The organism is Micrococcus sp. GbtcB5 (assembly GCF_019091605.1).
GTDB classification, from domain to species: domain Bacteria; phylum Actinomycetota; class Actinomycetes; order Actinomycetales; family Micrococcaceae; genus Micrococcus; species Micrococcus luteus.
Genome location: NZ_JAGXJK010000005.1, coordinates 80,878 through 103,006, shown reverse-complemented (window position 1 = coordinate 103,006; position 22,129 = coordinate 80,878). Strand labels below are relative to the sequence as shown.

Here is a 22,129-nt window from a genome sequence, read left to right as displayed (position 1 = left end):
CTTGCCCTGAGCATCGACTGGTCAGATCATCATCATCCTTGCAGACCGATGCGGCTGTGTCGCCTCGATCGTGGGCGCGCCGTCGGACGGCGTCATCCGCCGCTCCCCGGGGGCGCCGGGGCGGTCAAGAGCCCTGGCCCTCGTGGACCTGCCACGGCACCGAGCCCACCATCACGCCCGGCTCCCGCTGCAGTCGCCGCGTCTGGCGGGTGGCGGTCCGGTTGTGCAGGAGCGTGCGCCAGCCCGGCCGGACCACGTACTCCGGGATGAACACCATGGTCAGGTCCCGCGGGGAGCGGCGTCGGTGCTCGCGCACATGCCGCACCAGGGGGGCCACCGTGTCGCGGTAGGGCGAGGCGATCACGGTGAGCGACATCGGCAGGCCGGCACGCTCCCAGGCGTCGATCACCTCCAGGGTGGCGGCGCGCTCGGCGTCCACGACGACGGCCTCGAGGGAGGACGGCCGCGACGCGCGGGCGTAGGCCAGCGCCCGCAGCGCCGGCCGGTCCAGCGTGGTCACGACGACCACCACGTGGACCCGCGAGGGCAGGGCCCGCGCGTCGTCCTGGGGGTCCGGTGCGAGCTCGCGGTCCACGTCCGCGTAGTGGCGGCGGATCCGCCCCATCACCAGCGAGCCGAGCACGATCGCCAGCAGCGCCACCCACGCGCCCTGCGTGAAGCGGGTGACCAGGACGACGACGCCCGCCAGCGCCGTGACCACCCAGGCCACCGCCGTGATGATCAGGCGCAGCCGGACGGCCGCGCGGGCCCGGGCGCCCGGCGTGTGCACGAGCCGGCGGCGCCACAGCCGCAGCATGCCGGCCTGCGCGAGCGTGAAGGCCAGCAGCACGCCGATGACGTAGAGCTGCACGAGCAGGGCGGTCCGGGCCTCGAAGAACAGCACGAGCGAGAGGGCCACGGCCCCCATCCCGAGGACGCTCCACGTGTGCACCAGCCGGTCGCTGCGGACCCTCAGCTGCCGGGGCAGGTAGCCGTCCTCGGCCACGCGCGCGGCCAGGGCGGGGAACGAGCGGAACGCCGACTTGGCCGCGAACAGCAGGAGCAGGGCGGTGGCCGCGATGGTGGCGACGGACAGGATGCTGCCCGGGCCGTACACGGTGTCCGCGAGCTGGGCGAGCACGGGGGCGGGGGCGCGGTCGGGCGTGACCTCGGCACCCGCGGCGTCCCGGAGGTTCTCCAGCTCCAGCCCGACGACGACGCCGGTGCGCTGGGCCAGGTGCATGACGCCCACGGTCAGCGCGCCGAGGGTGAGGGCCATCACGGTGAGCACCCACCGCACCGTGGGCACGGCCGGCCGGGCCATCAGGCGGGTGCTCGAGACCGGCACCTCGACGCCGGTGAGCAGCACCGATCCCGCGCTGAACGCGCGCAGGGCGAGCAGCGCCGTCGCCACGGTGCCGACGGTCCCGCCGACCCCGGCGCCCTCCTGCGTCCAGCCGGCCGTCGGCGCCGCGCCGAGCAGCCCACGGCCCTCCTGCCACAGGCCCGCCAGGACGAGCAGCGCGGTCAGGGCGACGAACACGCTCACGAGCACGGGCAGCACCCACCGGGACAGCCGCACCCCGCGGAGCGCGGCCAGCAGTACGCCCACGAGCGCGGCCGAGGCCACCAGCACGCGGCTGCCGACGGTGAGTCCGGGGGCCAGCGCCGCCACGAAGTGGGCGAAGGCGGCCACGGAGACCGCGGCGGTGAACACGAAGTCCAGCAGGAGCGCGGCCGAGGCGACGACGCCGGCCCTCGGGCCCAGCTTCATGCCGGCCATGTGATAGATGCCGCCGTGCGGAACGGCGGCGACCGCGGCGCGGAAGGACACGACGATGAGCAGCATCACCGCGACGACGGCCCAGCCGACGGCGGGTCCGAGCGCGAGCGCGGACGTGCCGGCCGCGACCAGGGTGAGGATGACCTCGTCCGGGGCGTAGGCGAGGGAGGACAGGGCGTTCGACGACGTCACGGGCAGCGCCCGCCACCGGTTCATGCGGGGCTCGTCGGCGGCGTGCGACGTCACGGGGCGACCGAGGAGGCCGCGGCGCAGGAGGGAGGACAGCGTGGCCACCGCACCACGGTACCCCCGCCGGGCCCGGACGCCGCGGCGACGCGGATGCTCCCGGACGTGCCCGCCGGATGCGAGGATGGAGCGCGCGTCGGCTCCCCGGCGCACGGAGCACCGCACGAGAGGCAGGGACGGGCATGGCCCACTACGTGATCGTCGGCGGCGGACGGGTGGGCACCCGGTTGGCGGCCGCGCTGGACGCGGCCGGTCACGGCGTCGCCCTCGTGGACCGCGACCCGCGGACCGTGGAGGGGCTGGCCCCCGGCTTCTCCGGCGAGCTCGTGGCCGGCGTGGGCTTCGACCGCTCCGCGCTGCTCGCCGCCGGCATCGACCGCGCGCAGGGCCTGGCGGCCGTGACCGCGGACGACAACACGAACATCATCGCCGCCCGCGTGGCCCGCGAGACCTTCCACGTGGACCACGTGGTGGCGCGCATCTACGACGCCGACCGGGCCCGGCTGTACCAGCGCCTCGGCATCCCCACGGTCGCCTCGATCCAGTGGACGGCCGACCAGGTGCTGCACCGGCTGCTGCCGGCCGGCACCGCCGACGCGGAGCACCGCGACGCCTCCGGCCGGCTGCTCGTGACCGAGCTGGTCCCCCACTCTTCGTGGTGGGGCCGTCGGCTGACCGACGTCGAGTCCACGGTGGGGATGCGCATCGCCTACCTCACCCGGCTCGGCGACGGCCAGCTGCCCCGGCCGGGCGACCGCCTGCAGGAGGGCGACGTGCTGCACGCCGTCTACCCGGTGGACCGCCGGGACCAGGTGGAGGCCGCCCTGCAGGGCGAGGCACGCGTGCCGGACGGCACGGACGAGGACGAGGAGGGACGGGCATGAGGGCCGTCATCGCCGGAGCCGGCGCCGTGGGCGCCTCCATCGCGCGGGAGCTGCACGCGCACGGCCACGAGGTGGTCGTCGTCGAGGCGCGCACGGACGCGGCCCGCAAGGCCGACGTCGGCGGCGCACGCCTCGTCCTCGGGGATGCGTGCGACCTGACCGTGCTCGAGCAGTGCGGCGCCCTGGAGGCGGACGTGCTCGTCGCGGCGACCGGCGACGACCGGGTCAACCTCGTGTGCTCCCTGCTGAGCCGCTCGGAGTTCGGCGTCGGCCGCACCGTGGCTCGCGTCAACAACCCGCTCAACGACTGGCTCTTCGACGAGTCGTGGGGCGTGGACGTGGCCGTGTCCACCCCCTCGATCATGACGGCGCTCGTGGAGGAGGCCGTGGAGACCGGGGACCTCGTGCGCCTGCTCAGACTGGAGGCCGGCGGCGCGGCGCTGTCCGAGTTCCGGGTCCCGGCGGAGCACTGGCTCGAGGGCCGGCGCATCGGCACCGTGTCCTGGCCGCAGGAGGCTCCGCTCGTGGCGGTCGTGCGCGACGGCGCCCCCCGGCAGGCGTCGGCGGACGAGGTCCTGGAGGTGGGCGACGAGCTCTTCTTCCTGGCCGCCGGCTCCGCCGAGCCGGCCCTGCGTCGCCTCCTCGTCGGCGAGGGCCGCGCTCAGGGACGCTCGGAGGCGGCGGAGTCCGCCGGCACGCCGTCGTCCTGACCGGGCGAGCTGACGGACCAGGCGAGCCAGAGCCCCAGGGCATAGAGCGGCAGGCCCATCACCAGGCGGGCCACCCCGAGCGCGGTGACGGCGTCCCCGAGGTAGAGGGGCACCTGCACCGCCAGGCGCAGCGCGAACACGGCCACGAGGATCCAGGTGGCCGCGGCGTAGGCGCGGCGCCGACGCCGGTGGGCCCGCCAGCGGGTGCCCTCGGCGCGCACGAGGCCGAGCACCAGGCCCGCCGCGGGCCAGCCCACGAGGACGGACACCGCGAACGCGAGGCCGTAGGCGGCGTTGGTGACGAAGCCCCACAGGTAGTAGTCGCGGGCCTGGCCGGTGGTCAGGGAGACCACGACGGACAGGACGACGACGGCGAGGCCGGCCAGCACCTGGACCGGCGACTGGCGCTGGACGAGGCGCGCGACGCCCAGCACGAGTGCGACCGCGACGGCCGCCACGCCGGAGGGCCACACCTGCTGGGTGGCGACGTAGCCGACCATGTAGACGAGGGTGGGCAGGGAGGCCTCGACGATGCCGCGCCAGCCACCGACGCTGCCCAGCGCGTCGAGGCGGCCGCGCTCGTCCAGGCGGGCTCGAGACGGCAGGGGGCCGGCCCCGTCCGGGGCGGCGGTGACGGGGCCACGCGGCTCGGTCATGGGCTCTCCTCTCGGGGCCGTGCTCAGAGCGTGGCCTCGGGCGCGTCGACCAGGTCGAACTCGGGGTTGTGCAGGGTGGGCACGCCATCCATCTGGGTGACGCGGCCGCGGACCGTCAGCCACTCCCCCGGCATGACGCCGGGCACGCGGCGCCGCCCGTGCCAGACCAGCTGCAGCGTCTCGGCGGGCGCCATGCTCCCGGGCGCGGGCAGGCGGTCGGCCAAGACCGCGCGGAAGACGGTCGCCTCGTCCACGCCGGGCAGCGTGACGGAGGCGATGACGCCGCGGCGCTCGATGCGGCCCGCGGTGCCGGTCGGGCGGGCCGCGACGGCGGGGCTCACCGGGTCTCCGTGATCTCCGGACCGCGCTCGGGCAGCGCGGTGGCCTCCGGTGCCGTGCCGTCCCCCGGGCCGGCGGCGGTGTCCGCGAGCACGTCCCGGCCCTCGTCCGGGGCCGGGCGGCGACGCTGCAGCGGGCGCGCGTTGGGAGGCGGACGCAGGGGCAGCAGCTCGCGCGGCGGGAGCGGCTCGTCGCCCCGCACCACGACCAGGTCGGAGAACACCTGTTCCAGCGGCTCAGCGGCCTCCGGCTGGAAGGCGGCCTCGCCGTGGAACACACCGCGGACGAACCAGCGCGGACCGTCCACGCCCACGAACCGGGCGACGTTCCACCCCGGCGAGCCGTCCGGCAGCGCCGCCGGCACGCGCGTGAGGATCTCGATGCCGAAGCGGCCGGTCTGCTCCTGCACGGTCGCATGGGCGGTGGTCGACAGGGAGTCGTGCAGCTCGGCGCGCAGGTCGTCCCACAGACCCGTGCGGCGCGGGGCGCTGAACGCCTGGACCTGCAGCGCCGAGCGGCCGAGGCTGACGGTGGCGGCGACGATCCGCTTCGTCGCGTCCTCGACGTCGAGGCGCAGCTTCATGCCCTGGACCGCCCGCAGGCGCAGCGACCCCAGGTCGATCATGCCGGCGGGATCCGGGCGGGTGGCGACGTCGTGCGGACCGACGTCGGCTGCCTCCGGCGCGGCGGCGATCTCGAGGTCGCGCTCCTCCAGCAGCTCGGCCGGCAGGCTGACCTGCTCGTGGCGCACGGTGCGGTTGCGTCCGAAGATCACGACGTCCTCCCAGGGGTGGTGTCGGCGGTGAAGCCGCCGGTCGAGCCGAAGCCGCCGGCCCCGCGTTCGGAGTCGGGCAGCGCGTCCACGGGCTCGAAGCGGGCCCGCACGACCGGCTGCAGCACGAGCTGGGCGATCCGGTCGCCGCGGCGCAGCACGATCGGCTCGGTCGGGTCCAGGTTGATCAGGGGCACCTTGATCTCGCCGCGGTAGCCGGCGTCGATGGTGCCGGGGGCGTTGACGACGCTCAGGCCGTGGCGGACCGCGAGGCCCGAGCGGGGGTGCACGAACCCCGCGTGGCCCTCCGGGATGGCCAGCGCCACGCCGGTCGGCACGAGGGCACGCTCACCCGGGGCCAGGGTCACGTCGACGGCGGTGCGCAGGTCCGCGCCCGCGTCGCCCGGCTGCGCGTAGGCGGGCGGGGCCAGGCCCGGATCGAGGGCGTGCAGGGGCACGGGCAGCTCGGCGGAGTCGGTCACGAGGCCCGACCCTACACGAGCACCCGTCGGCCCGGGGCCGCGTCGAGGCGGCCGGGCGGGCGCCCTTGCCGGTGCCGCGCGGCGGGACCGGAGTCCGGATGTGGGAAGCTGGGACCCATGCGTGATCCCCAGCAGCACCCCGTCGCCGATGCCTCCCGCCGCGCCCCCGAGGGCGCTGCGGCGGGACCCGATCCGGTCCTGTTCGAGGAGCGGTTGACGCCCTCCCCGGGGGTCTGGGCCGTGGCGCTCATGCTGGCGGCGCTGACGATACTCGTGTTCGCGCCGATCGACCTCGGGGTGGGCATCGCGGCCGCCGTCGCGTTCTTCGCCGTCGAGGTCCTGATCCTGGTGGCCACCACCCCGCGCATCGTGGTGCGCGAACGCACCCTCCAGGTGGGCCGCGCCAGCATCGAACGGCACCACGTCGGTCAGGTCACGGGGTATCGCGGCGAGGACGCCCGGGCCCAGCGCGGCCCGCTGCTGCACGGGCTGGCCTTCGTGAACGTGCGCGGCTGGATCGCGCCCGTCGTGCGGATCCAGCTGACCGACGAGCGCGACCGCACACCCTACTGGCTGACCAGCACCCGGCGTCCGGAGGAGCTGGTCGCGGCCCTCGGCGGGACCATGGCCCGGCAGGAGGGGACGGCCGAGGGCCGCTGACCGCCCCGGCGGCGGGGGCTCAGCCCTCGCAGTCGGTGCAGTAGATCAGGCCGTTCTTCTCACGCGCGGCCTGCGAGCGATGGCGGACCAGGAAGCAGGAGGCGCAGGTGAACTCATCCGACTGGGCGGGCAGCACCCGCACCATCAGCTCTTCACCCGAGAGGTCGGCGCCGGGCAGCTCGAACCCCTCGGCGGCCTCCGCTTCGTCCTCGTCCACGACGGCGGACTGGGTGTCCGTGCGCCGTGCCTTCAGCTCCTCGATGGAGTTCTGGCTCAGCTCTTCCTCGTTCTTGCGAGGGGCGTCGTAGTCAGTGGCCATGGGGTTTCACGCTCCGCTGGTGGGGGACGGCACCGGGACCGGTGCCGGCACTGCGCGGGCGGCGTCGTGGGCGGACCACGCGTCACCGGCCTGCGCCGTTGCGCGTAGATTGTGCACCATGGCCGAACCCGTGCCAAATGTTGTCGGGCACGCTCGCCCAGGGCGGATTCGCGCGGGCGCTCGTCCCTCGCCCGGGCCGTGGTCTGCGGCACGGCGGCTAGGATCGGGGCATGCCCGGCCGGGCGTCCGCATGCCCGGTGACCAGAACACGATGTGGGAGGGACCACCGCCATGGCAGAGCTGCGACTGACCGGACCCACCGAGGACGGCGACGCGCTGCGCCTGTCGGGGCCCGAGGGCGAGGAGCACACGCTCCCCCTCTCCCCCTATCTGCGCCGGCTGGTCATCGAGGGCGCCGCGCCCGAGGACGGGCGACCGGCCGAGGACGGCCCCGCGGCCTGGCACGACATGACGGAGATGGACGTCCCCGGGGCGGACGACGAGGACGCCGAGGGACCGGTGGACGCGGCGACGCACGCCGACGATGCCGCGGAGGAGGACGAGCGGGCTCCCGAGGCGCCCTCCGGCCCGGCCCGGCCGGACGAGGACCTCGCGCTCACCCCGCGGATCGACCCGCGGCCCGTGGCCGACGACTCGACCGCGGACGGACCGACCCCGGCGCCGCTGACCGACCAGGAGTCCGTCAAGGCCGCCGCGACCCAGGAGGCCGTGCCCCTCACCCCCCGGGAGATCCAGCAGCGCATCCGTGCGGGCGCCTCCGTGGAGCAGGTGGCCCGGGAGAGCGGGAACGCGTTCTCGCGCATCCGCACCTACGGTCACCCCGTCTTGGCCGAGCGCGACTGGATCGCCCGGCAGGCCCGCGCCGTCGAGGTCTGGGTCGGCGGGCCCGACCTCTACTCGGACCTCGTCCAGGACGGCGGCCCCACCACGCTCGGCGAGCTCGCCGCGCACCGGCTCGCCGAGCTGGGCGTGGACGAGGCGAGCCTCGAGTGGGACGCGTGGCGCGAGGACCAGGCCGGCTGGACCGTGGCCGCCCGGTTCGCCGTGGCCGGTGCGAGGAGTCTGCCCACCCGCGAGGAGCCGCCGGCGCTCTGGACGTTCCGCCCGGCCGGACGCCACCTCGAACCCGAGAACGCCTGGGCCCGCGCCCTGTCCGAGGCGGAGGCCTGGGACCTGGTCCCCCGCGCCCCCGCGGCCGAACCGGTGACGGACGACGTGGACGCCGAGGACGCCGTGACCCCCGCGGGTGCGCACTCCCCGGCCGCCGACCGCGACGCCGATCTGCTGGAGATCCTGCGGGTGCGCCGGGGTCAGCGTGTGGGCGCGGACCTGGAGTCGGACGACGCGCTCGCGCACCTGATCGCTCGCGAGCACCAGGACCGGAGTCGGCGCGAGGCCGCCCAGGCGCCCGAGCGGCTCGCCCCGGTCGACGCCGAGGGGGCCCTGACGACCGCCGACGACGCCCCGGTCGTCGACGCGCCGGAACCGGCCGCCGAGACCGACCGCGCCGAGGACACTGCCGCAGACGTCGCGGACGCGGGTGTCGAGGACGAGGGGGCGGAGCCCGCGCCTCGCGAGCGTGCCGCGCGCCCTGCCATGCCGACCGTCACGCCGCGCCCCCGGGCCCGCTCGGCCGCTCGCCGCGCGTCCGTGCCCAGCTGGGACGAGATCGTCTTCGGCCGCAAGGGCGACTGACCCCGGCCCGGCCCCGGCCGCGGGGCGGGCTCAGCGGTGCCAGGTGAGCAGCGGGACCTCCCGCTCGGCGCGCGTGGGCGCGCCGTGCTGGCCCACCATCTCGAAGGCGTGCGGGGGCACCCGCCGGCCGTCGTAGAGGGCCAGATCCCCGTGCACGGCGACGAGCAGATCCCCGATGCGGGCACGGACCCGGTCCTCGACGACGGCGCCGAACCAGCCGGCGTCGACGGCCTCGTCCCGCGTGAGCACCCACGCGTGCGCCCCGTAGCGCTCGGCCCAGGTGCGCCGCACCCTCGCGCGCACGTCCGGACCCGCGTCGGACCGGAAGTGCAGCTGCACGAGGCGGGGCTCCCCCGCGGTGTGCGCGATCCCCTCGAGCAGCGCGGGGTCGGCGAGCTCCCCGGCCTCGTCCAGGGCGGCGTAGTCCACGCGGCGCGACGGCGGCACGTCGACCATGCCGTGGTCGCCGGTGGCGAGCACCACCGTCCCGGCGGGCACGCGGTCCACCAGGCGCCGCACCGCCGCGTCGATCTCCTCGAGGGCGTGCAGCCACCGTTCCGAGCCCACGCCGTCCCGGTGGCCGGCCTTGTCCAGCTCGTTGACGTAGAAGTAGACGAGCGTGGGCATGCGCGCGTCCTTCATCACGCGTTCGGCGGCCTGGGCGCGGGCGATCAGGGTGCGACCGGCCACGAACCGGCCGCCACGCAGCCCCGCCCGTGTCAGGGCCGAACGCTCGAAGGCGGGCAGCGAGACCGTGACGGCGTCCACGCCGGCCGCGGCGGCGCGCTCGAACACGGTGGGCTTCGGCTGCCACCCCACCGGGTCGGTGGCCTCGTCCCAGCCGCCCAGCTGATTGATCACCACGTCCCGGTCCGGGTCGAGCACGTCGTAGCCGGCCACGCCGTGCTCCCCGACGTCCAGCCCGGTGCCCAGGCTCGTGAGGGAGGCGGCCGTCGTGGTGGGCACGGCCACCTCGAGGACGCGGCCGCCGTCGGCCATCGCCGAGCGCAGCGTGGGGGCGTGGCCGCCGAAGCGCTTCAGCAGGGACCGTCCGAGGCCGTCCACCAGGGCGACGACCACGCGGCGGCCCGCCGGGACCGCGAGCGCGTTCTCACAGCCCGGGACACCGAGGGCGGCCGCGGCGGAGGTCAGGACGGAGCGCAGGGCACGGTCGGCGGGGACCACGCCCGCGGGGAGGGCGGGCCCCGTCACGTGGTGGCCGCCAGGTGGGCGCGGCGCAGGGCCCGGGCGAAGGCCAGGGCGCCGTCGACGGCCCCCTGCCCGTCGGCGTCGGCGGCGACGCGGATCACGAGGTCCTCGCGGGTGGCGGTGCCGGTGTAGCCGTGGTCGAGGTCGCACTGGGGGTCGGCGCAGCCGGCGGGCTGCAGGTCCAGTCGCTGGCCTCCGGCCCACATCAGCCCGAGGGTCATCTCGGCCACGGGGTCGGACGGCCGGAAGCGGGCGGGGTCGGCGTGGCCGGTGGTCAGGACCACGGAGCCGAGGGCGCGGACCGGGACCATCTCGGTGGAGACCTGGGCGAGGACCGCCTGGCCGGCCGGGTCGGCGGCGTGGTCGTCGAGGTGGACGGCCAGCAGGGTGTCCCCGGCGAGCACGAGGGCCGTGATGTGCCGGTGGATCTCCTCGTAGTCGAAGTGCGTGTCCACGTGGACGAGGTGCGCGTCCGGGGTGCGGCCTTCGAGCTCGACGGCGATGGCGTGCGCCACGAGGTCCGGGTAGAAGCCGGCGCGGACGAGCGAGGCGTCGAGGCCGCCGCTGCCGTCCAGGGTGCGGGCCTCGCGCTGCCGGCCCTCGGCCTCGGGGGCGTCGGGGCGGTGGTCGGGACGGCCGGGCTCGTGACTCCTGCGGAACGGGCTCATGTCCCCCATGCTACGGGTCCGGTGCCGGGCCGTCCGGGCCCGCTGTGGACGGCCCGGTCAGCGGCCGCGCAGCGCGCGCCGGGCCGAGTCGGTGCGGCGGGCCGCGTTGGCGACGTGCACCTCGGCCTGCAGCACCGTCACGCCCTCGGGGGCGGCCAGCACGGGCGCGAAGCGCAGGCGGGCGACCTGCGGCAGGTCGTCCTTGAGGACGCTGACGCGGCCCACGAGGTCCTCCAGCGCGGCGAGGTTGACGGAGGGCACCCCGCCGGTGCCGCGCAGCTTCACGGCGGCGCGGGGGGCGCGGACCATGCGGGCCACGTCCCGGTCCGTGAGCGGGGGCACGCGGTGCACCCAGTCCCCCAGCAGGTCCGTGGCGTCGCCGGCGATGCCGAAGGAGACCACGGGGCCCAGCAGCGGGTCCTCGAGCGCCGTGAGCATGCAGGCCTGGCCGGCGGGGGCCATGGCCTGGACCTCGAGCTCGCGCACGCCGAACGGCGCGAGCAGACGGCGCATGTGCTCGACGTTGCGGCGCAGGGAGTCGGCGTCCACCACGTTCAGGCGGACGCCGCCCAGGTCGAGTCGGTGCCGCAGGTGGGGGTCCACGGCCTTGAGCGCCACGGGGAAGCCGAGCCGCTCGGCGGCCGCCACGGCCTCGTCGGCGGTCTCGAACCGGGCCGAGGGCAGCACGGTGATCCCGTAGTGGCCCAGCAGCGTCTCGGTCTCCTCGTCGGAGAGCCGGACGAGTTCGGTGCCCTCGGCACGCGCGGCGGCCGCCTCCACGAGCTCCTCGGCCTCGTGCGGGTGCAGGCCGGTCGGCTCGAGCGGCTCGCCGACCTCCTGGCGGCGCCAGTGGACGTAGTCCGCGAGCGCGCCGAGCACGGTCATGGCCTGCTGCGGCGACGGGTAGAAGGGCAGACCGGGCTGCAGGGAGCCGGGCTCGGCGTCGTCGTCGACGGGACCGGCGGCGCCGAGCGTGGCCCCGCGGTAGCGCGGGGAGACGACGTCGGTCAGGCAGCCGAGCACGGGGATGCGGGCGTCCCGGGTCGCGTCGGCGAGGGCGTGGGCCAGTCGCTCCGGCTCGTCGTCCGCCTGGTGCAGGCCGAGGCGGGCCAGCACCACGACGGCGTCGGCCTGCTCGTGGCGGACGGCGTCCCGGACGGCGGAGACCAGCGTCTCGGCGGGCGGGGCGATGCCCTGCTCGCTGCCGACGAGGCCGACGGTGGCCGTGACCTCCAGCCCGGCCTCGGCCGCGGCGTCGCGGCCCAGCCGGTCCAGGGCGAGGGAGTCGGCCACGAGGACGACGCGGTGGCCCGTGGGCAGCGGCTGGCTGGCCACGGCCATGAGGATGTCGAGCATGGCCTCGTGCGTGTGGGCCTCGAGCACGCCGGTCTGGTCGAGCATCGAGTCCACGGTGCCCTCGGGGGCCTGGGTGGTGCGGGTCTCGTGGCCCGGGGGCAGGAAGCGCCCGGTGACGTCGGAGCGGACCACCACGACGGGCTTGGTGCGGGAGAGCCGCCGGGCGATGCGGGAGAACTTGCGTGGGTTGCCGAACGACTCGAGGTACACACCGACGGCGGCGGTGTGGGGGTCCGCCTCGAAGAACTGCATGGCGTCGTTGCCCGAGACGTCCGCACGGTTGCCGGCGCTGATCGAGGTGGAGATCCCCACCCCGCGGCGCTTGACGCCGGCGGAGACCATGGCGCCGACGGCGCCGGACTGGCTGAACAGCCCGACGGGGCCGCGCTGGGCCAGGCCCGGGGACGGGGAGGCGTTGAGGCGGATCGCGGGGTCGGTGCGGACCAGGCCGGCCGAGGCCGGGCCGATCACGCGCATGCCGTGGGCGCGGGCGAGGGAGACCAGGCGGCGCTGGGCCTCGAGCCCCTCGGCGCCGGCGTCGGCGTAGCCCGAGGTGAGGACCACGAGGCCCTGGGCCCCGGCCGCGGCGGCCTCGGGGATGAGGGCCTCGACCTCGTCGGCGGGCACAGCGACGACGACGAGGTCGACCGGCTCGCCGATGTCGGCCAGGGAGCGGTGGGCGGTGAGGCCCTGGACGTCCTCGGCGGCGCGGTTCACGGCGTGGACGGCTCCCGTGAAGCCCGCCTCGAGGACGTGGCGCAGCACGAGCGAGCCGACGGCCTGCGGATCGCGGGAGGCGCCGACGACGGCCACGGACGCGGGCTCGACCAGCTCGGCGACGCTGCGGGACTCGGCGCGGTGCTCGCGGGACTCGACGACGGCGCGCCACCGGGCGGTGGGGTCGATGGGGAACTCGACGGCCACGACGCCGTCCTCGAAGCGGCGAGTCACCTCGAAGCCGGACTCCTGGAACACCGAGAGCATCTTGCGGTTCTCGGGCAGGACCTCGGCGGTGAAGCGGCGGATGCCGTTCTCGCGGGCGGCCACGGCGAGGTGCTCCATGAGGATGGAGCCCAGTCCGCGGCCCTGCGCGGCGTCGGAGATGTTGAAGGCGACCTCCGCGGCGTCGGAGTCCCCGTAGCGGTCGTAGCGGCCCACGCCGAGCAGTCGGCCGCCGCGGGTGATCACGAACGCCACCCGGTCCCGGTGGTCCACGTGGGTGAACCGGTCCAGGTCCTTGGCGCTCAGCTCGGACTTGTACGTGAAGTAGCGCAGGTAGATGGAGTTCTCGGACTGCCCGGCGTGCATGCGCTGCAGCTCGGCGGCGTCCTCGGGCGAGATGGGCCGCAGGTGGGCCGTCGCACCGTCACGGAGCACCACATCGGCCTCCCAGTGGGAGGGATATCCGCGGACGGCTTCGGTCTCACCCATAGGATCACTGTAGACAATCCCCGACGCCGTGAGGACTCCCCGACCACCATGATGGCCCGTTCATCCCGTTCCCGCCCCGCCGAGCAGGACGCCCCGCGCCCGCTGCCGCTGGAGCAGGAGAACATCGTCGACGTCGACGTCTCCGAGGAGATGGAGGCGTCCTTCCTCGAGTACGCCTACTCGGTGATCTACTCGCGCGCCCTGCCGGACGCGCGCGACGGCCTCAAGCCGGTGCAGCGGCGCATCCTCTACATGATGTCCCGCATGGGCCTGCGCCCGGACCGCGGCCACGTGAAGTCCGCCCGTGTGGTGGGCGAGGTGATGGGCAAGCTGCACCCCCACGGCGACGCCGCGATCTACGACGCGATGGTCCGCCTCGCCCAGCCGTTCTCCCTGCGCCTGCCCGTGGTGGACGGGCACGGCAACTTCGGCTCGCTCGACGACGGCCCCGCGGCCCCGCGCTACACGGAGGCCCGCATGGCCCCGGCCGCCCTGGCGCTCACCGCGGACCTCGACGAGGGCACCGTGGACTTCGTCCCCAACTACGACAACCAGCTCCAGCAGCCGGCCGTGCTGCCCGCCGCCTACCCCAACCTGCTCGTCAACGGCACCACCGGCATCGCCGTCGGCATGGCCACGAACATGGCCCCGCACAACCTGCGCGAGGTCGTGGCGGGCGCGCGCCACCTGCTCGCGGACCCCGAGGCGGACCTCGAGGCGATCATGGCCCACATCCCCGGCCCCGACCTCCCCTCGGGCGGCCGGATCGTGGGGCTCGACGGCGTCCGCGACGCCTACGCGACCGGCCGCGGCACGTTCCGCATGCGGGCCGCCGTCGCCGTGGAGCAGGTCTCCGCGCGGCGCACCGGCCTGGTCGTCACCGAGCTGCCGTACGGCGTGGGCCCCGAGAAGGTCATCGAGCGGATCAAGGCCGGCGTCGACGCGAAGAAGCTCAGCGGCATCGCCGACGTCGTGGACCTGACGGACCGCAAGAACGGGCTGCGCCTGCAGATCGAGCTCAAGTCCGGGTTCAACCCCCAGGCCGTGCTGGCCGCCCTGTACCGGCACACCCCGCTCGAGGAGACGTTCGGGATCAACAACGTCGCGCTCGTCGACGGCCAGCCGCAGACCCTGGGCCTGCTGCCCCTGCTGCGGGTCTACGTGGACCACCGTCTGGACGTGGTGCGGCGCCGCACCGGGCACCGCCTCGGCAAGCACCGCGACCGCCTCCACCTCGTCGAGGGCCTGCTGCTGGCGCTCGTGGACATCGACGAGGTCATCGAGATCATCCGTTCCTCGGACGACACCACGGCCGCGCGCACCCGCCTCATGGGCGTCTTCGACCTCACCCAGGTGCAGGCCGACCACATCCTGGAGCTGCGGCTGCGCCAGCTGACGAGATTCTCCCGCATCGAGCTGGAGGCCGAGCGCGACGAGCTGCAGGCCGCGATCGCCGAGCTCGAGGCGATCCTCGCCTCCGACGCGCGGCTGCGTGAGGTGGTCTCGGCCGAGCTGCAGGCCGTCGCCGACGAGCACGGCGACGACCGGCGCACGGTCCTGCTCGAGGCCGAGACCGCCGCGGCCCCCGCCGCCGGGCCCGCACCGTCCGGGCCCACCCCCGCCGGCGCCGCGGAGGCCGGGGCGGACCTGATGGTCCCGGACACGGCGTGCTGGGCCCTGCTCTCCACCTCCGGACGCCTGCTGCGCACCGCGGACCGCACGCCGATCGCCCCGCAGGGCCGGCGCCGCAAGCACGACGCCTTCGCCTCCGTGGTCCCGACGACGGCCCGCGGTGAGATCGGGGCCCTCACCTCCGCCGGCGCGCTGCACCGCCTCCAGGCGGTCGACCTGCCGGTGGCCGGCGAGCCGTCCGCGGCCCCCGCGATGACCGCGGCCGTCCCCGCCGCGGAGCTGGTGCCCCTGGCCAAGGGCGAGACGCTCGTGGCCCTGGTCCCCCTGGACGCCGTCCTGGCGCTGGGCACCGCCCACGGGGTCGTCAAGCGCGTCCGGCCGGAATGGCCCCTGAACCGCCAGGTCGTCGACGCCGTCGCCCTGAAGGACGGCGATGCGGTGGTCGGCGCCGCCCCCGCCCCGGACGAGGCCGACCAGCTCGTCTTCCTCACCCGCACCGGCCAGCTGCTGCGCTACGCCGCCTCCGCCGTGCGCCCCCAGGGCCCGGCCGGCGGCGGTGTCGCGGGCATCCGGCTGGCCGCCGGGGACACGGTGCTCGCGTTCGGGGTGGCCCCCGCCGCCTCCCTCACCGAGACCGGTGCGGACGCCGCCGCCCACCCACGGCCCGCCGTCGTGGTGACCGTGACGGACGGCGAGGCGGACGTGCTCGGCTCCGCCCCGGGCTCCGTCAAGGTCACGCCGCTCGGGGAGTATCCGGCCAAGGGCCGCGGCACCGGCGGCGTGCGCGCCCACCGGCTGCTCAAGGGCGAGAGCGGCCTCGAGCTCGGCTGGATCGGCGCTGCGCCCGCGCTCGCGGCCTCGCGGGCCGGGGTGGCCCGCGCGCTGCCGATCGAGTACGGGCGTCGGGACGGCTCGGGCGTGCCCGTGGACCAGCGCATCGAGGCCGTCGGTGCCGGCGCCTCCCCCGACCTCGTCTCGGCCCCGCCCGCCGAGGACGACGCCGTGGCCGTGTCCGCGGACTGATCAGGGGGCCTCAGCAACCGACCCGCACAGGGACGTCACCGTCCTCGAGCAGCCTGCCGTCATGGGTGACGATCACGACGATCCTGTCTGCCAGAGCCCGGCGCAGATCCGTGATGAGGGCGCGTGCCTCGTCGGCGTCCACGTGTGCGGTCGGCTCGTCCAGCAGCACGACATCGGCGCGGGCCACGAGAGCCCGGGCCACGGCCAGGCGTTGACGCTGCCCGCCCGAGAGCCGCTGCCCGCCAGGGCCGACGCGCGTGTCCAGGCCCTGCGGTGCCGCGGCCAGCCACGGACCCAGTCCCACCAGCTCGAGCGCGGCGGTGAGCTCTGCGTCGGACGGGGCGTCCGCGACGCCGCGGGCCAGGGCGAGGTTGCCGCGCGCCGTGGAGTCGAAGATCAGGGCGTCCTGCGGGGTCCAGGCGACCCGGGCCAGCGCCGTCGCGTCCGGGCGGACCGGGTCCGGCTGGGGCGTCGGGGGCACGGTCTCGAGCGTGTACCGGCCGGCGGTCAGGGGCAGGAAGCCCAGCAGCACGGCCAGCAGGGTCGACTTCCCGGATCCGGAGGGCCCGGTGACGACGGCGACGTCCCCGGGGGCCAGGTCGAGCTCCAGGTCGGTCCACAGCGGCGGCGCACCGGGGTGGGCGAAGGCGGCCTCGACCAGGCGCAGGCGGCACACCCGTGCCTCCGGCTCTGCGGCCTCCGCCGGCTCAGGCGGCGCCGCGGCAGCTCCGCCCTCCTCCGGGCCGAGCAGCTCGCCGGTCGCCCGCGCCCGATCCGCCAGGGTGCCCCAGTGCTGGGCGGCGGCGGCCAGCGCCCCATAGGGCTCGGCCCAGGAGAGTGCGAGCAGCACCACCAGGGCCGCGACCGGCGCTGAGGTGCCGGTGTGGGCCGCCGCGGCCGCCGCGGCCACCGCGATCCCCCCGGAGGCCGCGACCGCCAGCGCCCGGCCCCCGCCGGCGGCCCACGCGGCCCGACGGCGGGGACGCTGCAGCCGGTCGTCCAGCACCGCCAGTCCCCTCAGCGCAGGCTCGGTCAGCCCCAGCCCGCGCAGGTCCCCGGCCGCGTTCAGCACGGCGGCCACACGGTCGACGAGCGCGCCCTGCCCTCGCACCTGGGCCGCGGTCTGGCGGCGGTCCAGGACGGCGACCAGCGCGGGGATCACCACCAGGGCGACCGCCCCGGGCACCAGGGCCACGACCGCCAGCTCCGGGGCCAACGCCCAGGTCAGGGCGGCGGTGGCCAGCCAGGCGAGCAGGGCCGCCGGGGCAGGCACGAGCACCCGGGGCACCGCGTCCCGAAAGGCGTCCACGTCCGAGACCAACAGGGACAGGGCGCCGTCGGTCCGGCCCACCCGCCCCCACAGCCGGGGTTGACGGCCCAGCGCGTCCCACAGGCGCAGCCGCAGCTCCGTGGCCCAGCCGAACACGGCGTCGTGGGTGGTCAGCCGGTCCAGGTAGCGGAACACGGCCCGGGACAGGCCGAACCCGCGCACCAGCACGATCACGGCCAGCAGGTAGAGCACCGGCGGCCGCGTCGAGGCGGTGACGATCAGCCAGCCGGACAGTGCCGCCAGCAGTGCCGCGGACACGTGGGTCCCGGCGGCCCAGCCGATGCCGGCCCAGAGCTTCGGTTGCCGCCACGGCAGCAGCCGCAGTCCGGCCCGCAGCGAGACCTGTCGCGGGGTGACCGGCTCCGGCCGCGCACGCCCCTGGGCGGCGGCGACCGGCATAGCCGTGGCCGGGGATCCGGCGGTCGGACCGGCGCCGGGGGCCAGCCGGACGATGGCGTCGGCGGCCGTCAGCAGGGTGGGATCGTGGGAGGCGGCCAGCACGGTGCACTGCGGCGTGCTCAGCCCGGGCACCGCACCGGAGGGCAAGGCCGCGAGGGTCTCGACGACGACGGCGGCGACGGCGCCGTCCAGGTGGGCGGTGGGCTCGTCCAGGAGTACGAGCCACGGGCCGGTCCCGTCCGCGGCGTGCAGGCGGGCCAGGAGGCGGGCGACCGCGACCCGCCGGCACTCCCCCGGACTCAGATCGGCCGGGTCCCGCTCCTGGAGACCCTCGAGCGCCACGGCGGCCAGCACGGCGGAGCGAACGGGACCGGGCAGCGCACCCCCGGCGGCCAGGTCCAGTTCGCCGGCGACCGTGCGCTCGGTCAGCACGGGGTGCTGCCCGATCCAGAGGGTGCGTTCCGTGTCGACTCCGGCGACCCGGCCGGTGGCCTCGGCGGCGTCCTGGCGCAGCAGGCCGGCCAGCAGACGCAGGACGGTGGACTTGCCGGTGCCGGAGGGCCCGGCCAGGGCGGTCAGATGCCCCGGGGGCGCGGTGAGGTCGAGACCCTCGAGCACCTGCCGTCCGGCCATCCGGACGCTCAGGTCCTGCACCAGGACGCCGCCGTCCCGGTCCGGCCCGGAGGCCGGCCCGAGCGTGTCGAGCACGGGGGCCGGGACGGGGGCGTCGGCCGCGGCCCGGGCGCGGGACTCGGCCTCGCGGCCGTCCTCGGAGGCGTGGAAGGCCGCGCCGACCTCCCGCAGCGGCAGGTAGAGCTCGGCGGCGAGGATGAGGACCACCAGGCCGTCGAGAAGCGCCATCTGCCCGTTCACCAGGCGCAGTCCGATGAACACCGCCATGACGGCCACGGACAGGGAGGCGATCAGCTCGAGGGCGAGACCGGAGAGGAATGCGGTGCGCAGCGTGACCATCGTGGCCGCGTGGTGCCGCTGGGAGACCTCCTGCAGAGCGCGGCGCTGGACGCCGGCCCGGTGGAGTCCGACGAGCACCGGCAGGCCGCGGGCGAGCTCCAGCAGGTGCCCGGCCAGCCGGTCGAGCCCGTCCTGGGCGGCATCGATGCGCTCCTGGGTGTGGCGGCCCACCAGGATCATGAACAGGGGAACCAGGGGCAGGGTGATGGCGGCCACCACGGCGGAGACGAGGTCGTGGGTGAGGATCCACACGCCCAGGGCCGCCGGGACCACGGCGGTGGCGGCCAGCGCGGGCAGGGCTTCGGTGTAGTGGTCGTCCAGGCTCTTGAGGCCGTGGGTGACCACGACGGCATCGGCGCCGGAACGGGGGCGTCCGCCGTCGGCGGCGGCCAGCCGTTGGGCGACGACGGCGGCCCGCACCTGCTGCTGGGCCCCCAGCGCGGCGCGGCGGCCCACCACGCGCTGCCCCGCCTCCGCCAGGGCACGCAGGGCCACCCCGGCCGCCCCGAGCAGCACGGGGCCGCTCAGGGTCTGCGCGGCGGGCACAGGGCCCACGGGGGCCGGCGGGTGGAACAGCAGGTCGAGCAGCCGGGCGGAGTCCTCGGGGTCCAGGGTCATCGCCAGGCCGGTGATCAGCCGGGCCAGGGATTCGGCGAGCAGGATCCAGCCGAGCGCGCGCAGCACGGCGAGGGCCAGCAGGGCCGGCAGGGCCCGAAGTGCGGCCGGGGTCATCGGGGGCCGGGCCCGACGGGTCGGGCCCGGAGGCGGCCCGGCCGCCGAGGCGGAGCGCTCGACGGCCGGGGCGGCGGGGCGGCTGGGGCTCACAGCGGCTCCACCAGGTGGGCCTCCGGGATGTGGGTGTCGGCCAGACGGCGGCGGAACATCCAGTAGGACCACCCCGTGTAGGCCAGCACGATGGGCACGAAGATCAGGGAGATCACGGCCATCAGGCCCAGGGTGTACGGGCCGGAGGAGGCCAGCTGAGCGGTGAGGCTGAACTGCGGGTCCACCGTGGAGGGCAGCACGACCGGGTACTGGGTGACCATGATCGCCGTCCACGCCAGCACCAGAACCAGCGTCAGGGACGTGAAGGCCAAGCCCTCGCGGCCGGCCCGGGCGGCCACCACCGACGCGGCCACCGCCACGACGGCCAGCACCAGCAGCGCCCAGGTCCACGGGCGGTCGCCGCGGGCCACCACGAGCCCTGCCCAGACCAGCAGCGGCAGCACGGCCAGCGGGGTCCACGTGGACAGGAAGCGGGCGGCCGACCGGCGGGGGGCGCCGTCGGTCTTCAGGCCGATGAACGCCCACGCCTGCGCCAGGGAGAAGCCGACCACGGCCAGACCACCGAGCAGCGCCGGGCCGGTCACCCACACGAAGGGGCCGCCCACCCGGTCCCCGTTGGCGTCCAGCGGCAGGCCGGTCGTCGTCAGCACGAGCAGCACGCCGGCCATGAAGGCCGCCAGGAACGAGCCGATGCCCAGGGTCCAGGTCCAGATCTCCCGGCCGGCGTCGGTGGCGGCCTTGCCGCGGTACTCGATGGACACCGCCCGCAGGATCAGACCGAACAGCATCACGAGCATCGGCAGGTACAGGGTGGAGAACACCGCCGCGTACCAGAACGGGAAGGCCGCGAACATCGCTCCGACGGCGGTGATCAGCCACACCTCGTTGCCCTCCCAGACGGGGCCGATGATGTTCAGCAGCACCCGGCGCCGTGGCTCGTCCCGCGCCCAGAAGCGCACGAGCATGCCGACCCCGAGGTCGAAGCCCTCGAGGGCCAGGTAGCCGAGCCAGAGCACGGCGATGATGACGTACCAGTAGACGGGAAGGACCTCAGCCATGGTCGTGCTGTCCTCTCTGCGAGCGGGTCAGTAGGCGAACGCGAGCACGTCGTCGCGGTCGCGCTTCTGTTCATCGGAGTGCTCGGCGGCGGTGAGCTCCGGCATGGCGGCCGGGACGCCGCCGCGGACGAACCGGGTCAGCAGGAAGACCTCGACGCCCAGCAGCACCGCGTAGATCCCGACCAGGACGATCAGGGACACGAGGACCTCTTCACCCGTGACCCCGGGCGAGACGGCCGCGGCGGTGAACATGTACACCTGATCCACGCCCATCGCCGGGTTCGGGTACACCACGAACGGCTGCCGGCCCATCTCGGTGAACACCCAGCCGGTCATGTTCGCCGCGAACGGCGCCCCGATCGAGGCCACGGCCAGGCGCATCCAGCCACGGGAGGCCGGGACGGTGCCGCGGCGGGAGAACCACAGCGCGCCCAGTGCCGCGAGCGCGCCGAGTCCGCCGAAGAGGATCATGAGCCGGAATCCCCAGTAGGTGACCTCCATCAGCGGCAGATAGGAGATCTCGCTGCCGGCGCGGTCGCCGTAGAGCTCGGAGTCGGGCAGGTGCGTGCCGTACTTCTGCTCGAACTCCGGCAGCAGGGTGTTGATGCCGCGCACCGGCGTGGTGAAGTCCTCGTACGCGAGGTAGGAGAGCAGGCCCGGCACCTCGATCACGCCCTGGACGTCCTCGCAGGTGGTCGCTCCACCCGAGCGCACATCGCCGAGGGTGAGCACGGAGAACGCGGTGCCGTCGTGGCAGGCGGCCTCCGCGGCGGCCATCTTGGTGGGCTGGAAGTGGATCATCTGCTGGGCCTGGGCATGGCCGGAGAATGCGGTGCCGACGAAGCCGATCAGGGCGACGGCCGCCCCGGCGCGCAGCGAGGTGAGCCAGACGCGGTGGTCGGTGCGGTCCCGGGCGGCGGTGCCGGCGTCGCCGACGACGACCCGGCCCGCCTCGTCCACGACGTCGATGCCGTCCCGGCGGCGCTTCCACAGGTGGTACCAGGCGATCCCCACGAGGAAGCCGCCGGCCACGGCCCAGGAACCGAAGATGGTGTGCGGGTAGTGGGTGAGGACGATCGGGTTGGTCAGCACGGCGCCGAGGTCGTTGAGCACCGGGCGGCCGTCGACGACCTCATAGCCCACCGGGTGCTGCATGAAGCCGTTGGCCACCATGATGAAGTAGGCCGAGAGGTTGATCCCCAGCACCGCGCACCACAGGGCGGCCAGGTGGAGTCTGCGCGGGATCCGGTCCCAGCCGAAGATCCAGATGCCCAGGAACACCGATTCCAGGAAGAACGCGATGAGCGCCTCGAGGGCCAGCGGCGCCCCGAAGACGTCCCCGACGAACCGGGAGTACTCCGACCAGGCCATGCCGAACTGGAACTCCTGCACCAGCCCGGTGGCCACGCCCATGATGAAGTTGATCAGGAACAGCTTTCCCCAGAACTTCGTCATCCGCAGGTAGTGGTCCTTGCCCGTGGCGACCCAGAGGGTCTGCAGGACGGCGACGACGAGGCCGAGTCCGATGGTCAGCGGGACCATGAGGAAGTGGTAGACGGTGGTGATGCCGAACTGCCACCGTGCGAGTTCGAGGGGATCCACGAGGCTGCGCTCCTGAGACAGGCGTTCGACCGCGACAACGCGGTCGCTGGATACCACCACCCTAGTCCGTCGGACGTCGTGACATCGCCGGACGGC

Annotated in this window: 17 protein-coding genes; 5 read left to right on the top strand and 12 right to left on the bottom strand. The window is 75.4% G+C overall.

Annotated elements, in window-relative coordinates:
* Positions 1-124: 124 nt before the first annotated feature.
* Positions 125-2,077: an APC family permease gene (locus KVS67_RS03030; RefSeq protein WP_036382845.1), complete on the bottom strand. Its 1,953-nt coding sequence runs from the start codon at positions 2,075-2,077 to the stop codon at positions 125-127.
* 134 nt (positions 2,078-2,211) lie between these two features.
* On the opposite strand from KVS67_RS03030, the gene KVS67_RS03025 reads away from it, so the two are divergent.
* Positions 2,212-2,913, top strand: a complete 702-nt coding sequence (locus tag KVS67_RS03025) for a TrkA family potassium uptake protein (RefSeq protein ID WP_020625081.1) — start codon at positions 2,212-2,214, stop codon at positions 2,911-2,913.
* Positions 2,910-3,623, top strand: a complete 714-nt coding sequence (locus tag KVS67_RS03020) for a TrkA family potassium uptake protein (protein ID WP_036382825.1) — start codon at positions 2,910-2,912, stop codon at positions 3,621-3,623. The genes KVS67_RS03025 and KVS67_RS03020 overlap by 4 nt, the downstream gene beginning before the upstream one ends.
* On the opposite strand, the gene KVS67_RS03015 is transcribed toward KVS67_RS03020, so the two are convergent.
* From KVS67_RS03015 to dut, 4 genes are read right to left on the bottom strand one after another with little or no spacing between them, the layout of a single operon-like run.
* On the bottom strand, positions 3,575-4,279 hold the full coding sequence (locus KVS67_RS03015; protein ID WP_020625079.1) for a DUF3159 domain-containing protein: 705 nt from the start codon (positions 4,277-4,279) through the stop codon (positions 3,575-3,577). The genes KVS67_RS03020 and KVS67_RS03015 overlap by 49 nt on opposite strands.
* Positions 4,280-4,302: 23 nt before the next feature.
* Entirely contained in the window at positions 4,303-4,620 is a 318-nt protein-coding gene (locus KVS67_RS03010; RefSeq protein ID WP_036382824.1) for an OB-fold nucleic acid binding domain-containing protein, read from the bottom strand.
* A complete protein-coding gene (locus tag KVS67_RS03005; protein ID WP_036382823.1) occupies positions 4,617-5,393 on the bottom strand; it encodes a DUF3710 domain-containing protein in 777 nt (258 codons plus the stop codon). The genes KVS67_RS03010 and KVS67_RS03005 overlap by 4 nt, the downstream gene beginning before the upstream one ends.
* Positions 5,390-5,872: a dUTP diphosphatase gene (gene dut, locus KVS67_RS03000; protein WP_036382821.1), complete on the bottom strand. Its 483-nt coding sequence runs from the start codon at positions 5,870-5,872 to the stop codon at positions 5,390-5,392. The genes KVS67_RS03005 and dut overlap by 4 nt, the downstream gene beginning before the upstream one ends.
* Positions 5,873-5,989: 117 nt before the next feature.
* On the opposite strand from dut, the gene KVS67_RS02995 reads away from it, so the two are divergent.
* Entirely contained in the window at positions 5,990-6,532 is a 543-nt protein-coding gene (locus KVS67_RS02995) for a DUF3093 domain-containing protein (protein ID WP_036382817.1), read from the top strand.
* A 19-nt stretch (positions 6,533-6,551) separates the two neighbouring features.
* Here KVS67_RS02995 and KVS67_RS02990 read toward each other — a convergent pair whose 3' ends face one another.
* Positions 6,552-6,851, bottom strand: coding sequence for a DUF4193 domain-containing protein (locus KVS67_RS02990; protein WP_002858157.1), 300 nt, complete (start codon positions 6,849-6,851; stop codon positions 6,552-6,554).
* Between the two features lie 291 nt (positions 6,852-7,142).
* Here KVS67_RS02990 and sepH point away from each other — a divergent pair, with 291 nt between their 5' ends.
* Positions 7,143-8,567 carry a septation protein SepH gene (gene sepH, locus KVS67_RS02985; RefSeq protein WP_036382816.1) on the top strand — a complete coding sequence of 475 codons (1,425 nt, stop codon included), beginning with the start codon at positions 7,143-7,145 and terminating at the stop codon, positions 8,565-8,567.
* Positions 8,568-8,597: 30 nt separating this feature from the next.
* On the opposite strand, the gene KVS67_RS02980 is transcribed toward sepH, so the two are convergent.
* The 3 genes from KVS67_RS02980 to KVS67_RS02970 are packed head-to-tail and all read right to left on the bottom strand — an operon-like array spanning position 8,598 to position 13,231.
* Positions 8,598-9,779 (bottom strand): alkaline phosphatase family protein, encoded by a 1,182-nt coding sequence (locus tag KVS67_RS02980; protein ID WP_036382815.1) that lies wholly within the window; start codon positions 9,777-9,779, stop codon positions 8,598-8,600.
* The gene (locus KVS67_RS02975) at positions 9,776-10,444 is read right to left on the bottom strand and encodes a DUF5998 family protein (protein WP_036382843.1); all 669 of its coding nucleotides are present in this window, start codon (positions 10,442-10,444) and stop codon (positions 9,776-9,778) included. Before KVS67_RS02975 ends, KVS67_RS02980 begins: the two co-directional genes overlap by 4 nt.
* A 57-nt stretch (positions 10,445-10,501) precedes the next feature.
* The gene (locus KVS67_RS02970) at positions 10,502-13,231 is read right to left on the bottom strand and encodes a GNAT family N-acetyltransferase (RefSeq protein WP_036382814.1); all 2,730 of its coding nucleotides are present in this window, start codon (positions 13,229-13,231) and stop codon (positions 10,502-10,504) included.
* Between the two features lie 48 nt (positions 13,232-13,279).
* On the opposite strand from KVS67_RS02970, the gene KVS67_RS02965 reads away from it, so the two are divergent.
* On the top strand, positions 13,280-15,886 hold the full coding sequence (locus KVS67_RS02965) for a DNA topoisomerase (ATP-hydrolyzing) subunit A (RefSeq protein WP_036336994.1): 2,607 nt from the start codon (positions 13,280-13,282) through the stop codon (positions 15,884-15,886).
* 10 nt (positions 15,887-15,896) lie between these two features.
* Here the strand turns inward: KVS67_RS02965 and cydC are convergent, their stop codons facing one another.
* The 3 genes from cydC to KVS67_RS02950 are packed head-to-tail and all read right to left on the bottom strand — an operon-like array spanning position 15,897 to position 22,033.
* Positions 15,897-19,412, bottom strand: coding sequence for a thiol reductant ABC exporter subunit CydC (gene cydC / locus KVS67_RS02960; protein WP_122054347.1), 3,516 nt, complete (start codon positions 19,410-19,412; stop codon positions 15,897-15,899).
* Complete coding sequence (gene cydB / locus KVS67_RS02955; RefSeq protein WP_036314110.1) at positions 19,409-20,431, bottom strand: cytochrome d ubiquinol oxidase subunit II; 1,023 nt, start codon at positions 20,429-20,431, stop codon at positions 19,409-19,411. The genes cydC and cydB overlap by 4 nt, the downstream gene beginning before the upstream one ends.
* Positions 20,432-20,458: 27 nt before the next feature.
* Positions 20,459-22,033, bottom strand: a complete 1,575-nt coding sequence (locus tag KVS67_RS02950) for a cytochrome ubiquinol oxidase subunit I (RefSeq protein WP_036314107.1) — start codon at positions 22,031-22,033, stop codon at positions 20,459-20,461.
* Positions 22,034-22,129: the final 96 nt, after the last annotated feature.

Coding starts and splice junctions, on each gene's coding strand:
- KVS67_RS02970 (WP_036382814.1), bottom strand. CDS start 13,231: ATGGGTGAGACCGAAGCCGTCCGCGGATATCCCTCCCACTGGGAGGCC.
- KVS67_RS03025 (WP_020625081.1), top strand. CDS start 2,212: ATGGCCCACTACGTGATCGTCGGCGGCGGACGGGTGGGCACCCGGTTG.
- KVS67_RS03020 (WP_036382825.1), top strand. CDS start 2,910: ATGAGGGCCGTCATCGCCGGAGCCGGCGCCGTGGGCGCCTCCATCGCG.
- KVS67_RS02975 (WP_036382843.1), bottom strand. CDS start 10,444: ATGAGCCCGTTCCGCAGGAGTCACGAGCCCGGCCGTCCCGACCACCGC.
- sepH (WP_036382816.1), top strand. CDS start 7,143: ATGGCAGAGCTGCGACTGACCGGACCCACCGAGGACGGCGACGCGCTG.
- KVS67_RS03015 (WP_020625079.1), bottom strand. CDS start 4,279: ATGACCGAGCCGCGTGGCCCCGTCACCGCCGCCCCGGACGGGGCCGGC.
- KVS67_RS02965 (WP_036336994.1), top strand. CDS start 13,280: ATGATGGCCCGTTCATCCCGTTCCCGCCCCGCCGAGCAGGACGCCCCG.
- KVS67_RS02990 (WP_002858157.1), bottom strand. CDS start 6,851: ATGGCCACTGACTACGACGCCCCTCGCAAGAACGAGGAAGAGCTGAGC.
- KVS67_RS02995 (WP_036382817.1), top strand. CDS start 5,990: ATGCGTGATCCCCAGCAGCACCCCGTCGCCGATGCCTCCCGCCGCGCC.
- cydB (WP_036314110.1), bottom strand. CDS start 20,431: ATGGCTGAGGTCCTTCCCGTCTACTGGTACGTCATCATCGCCGTGCTC.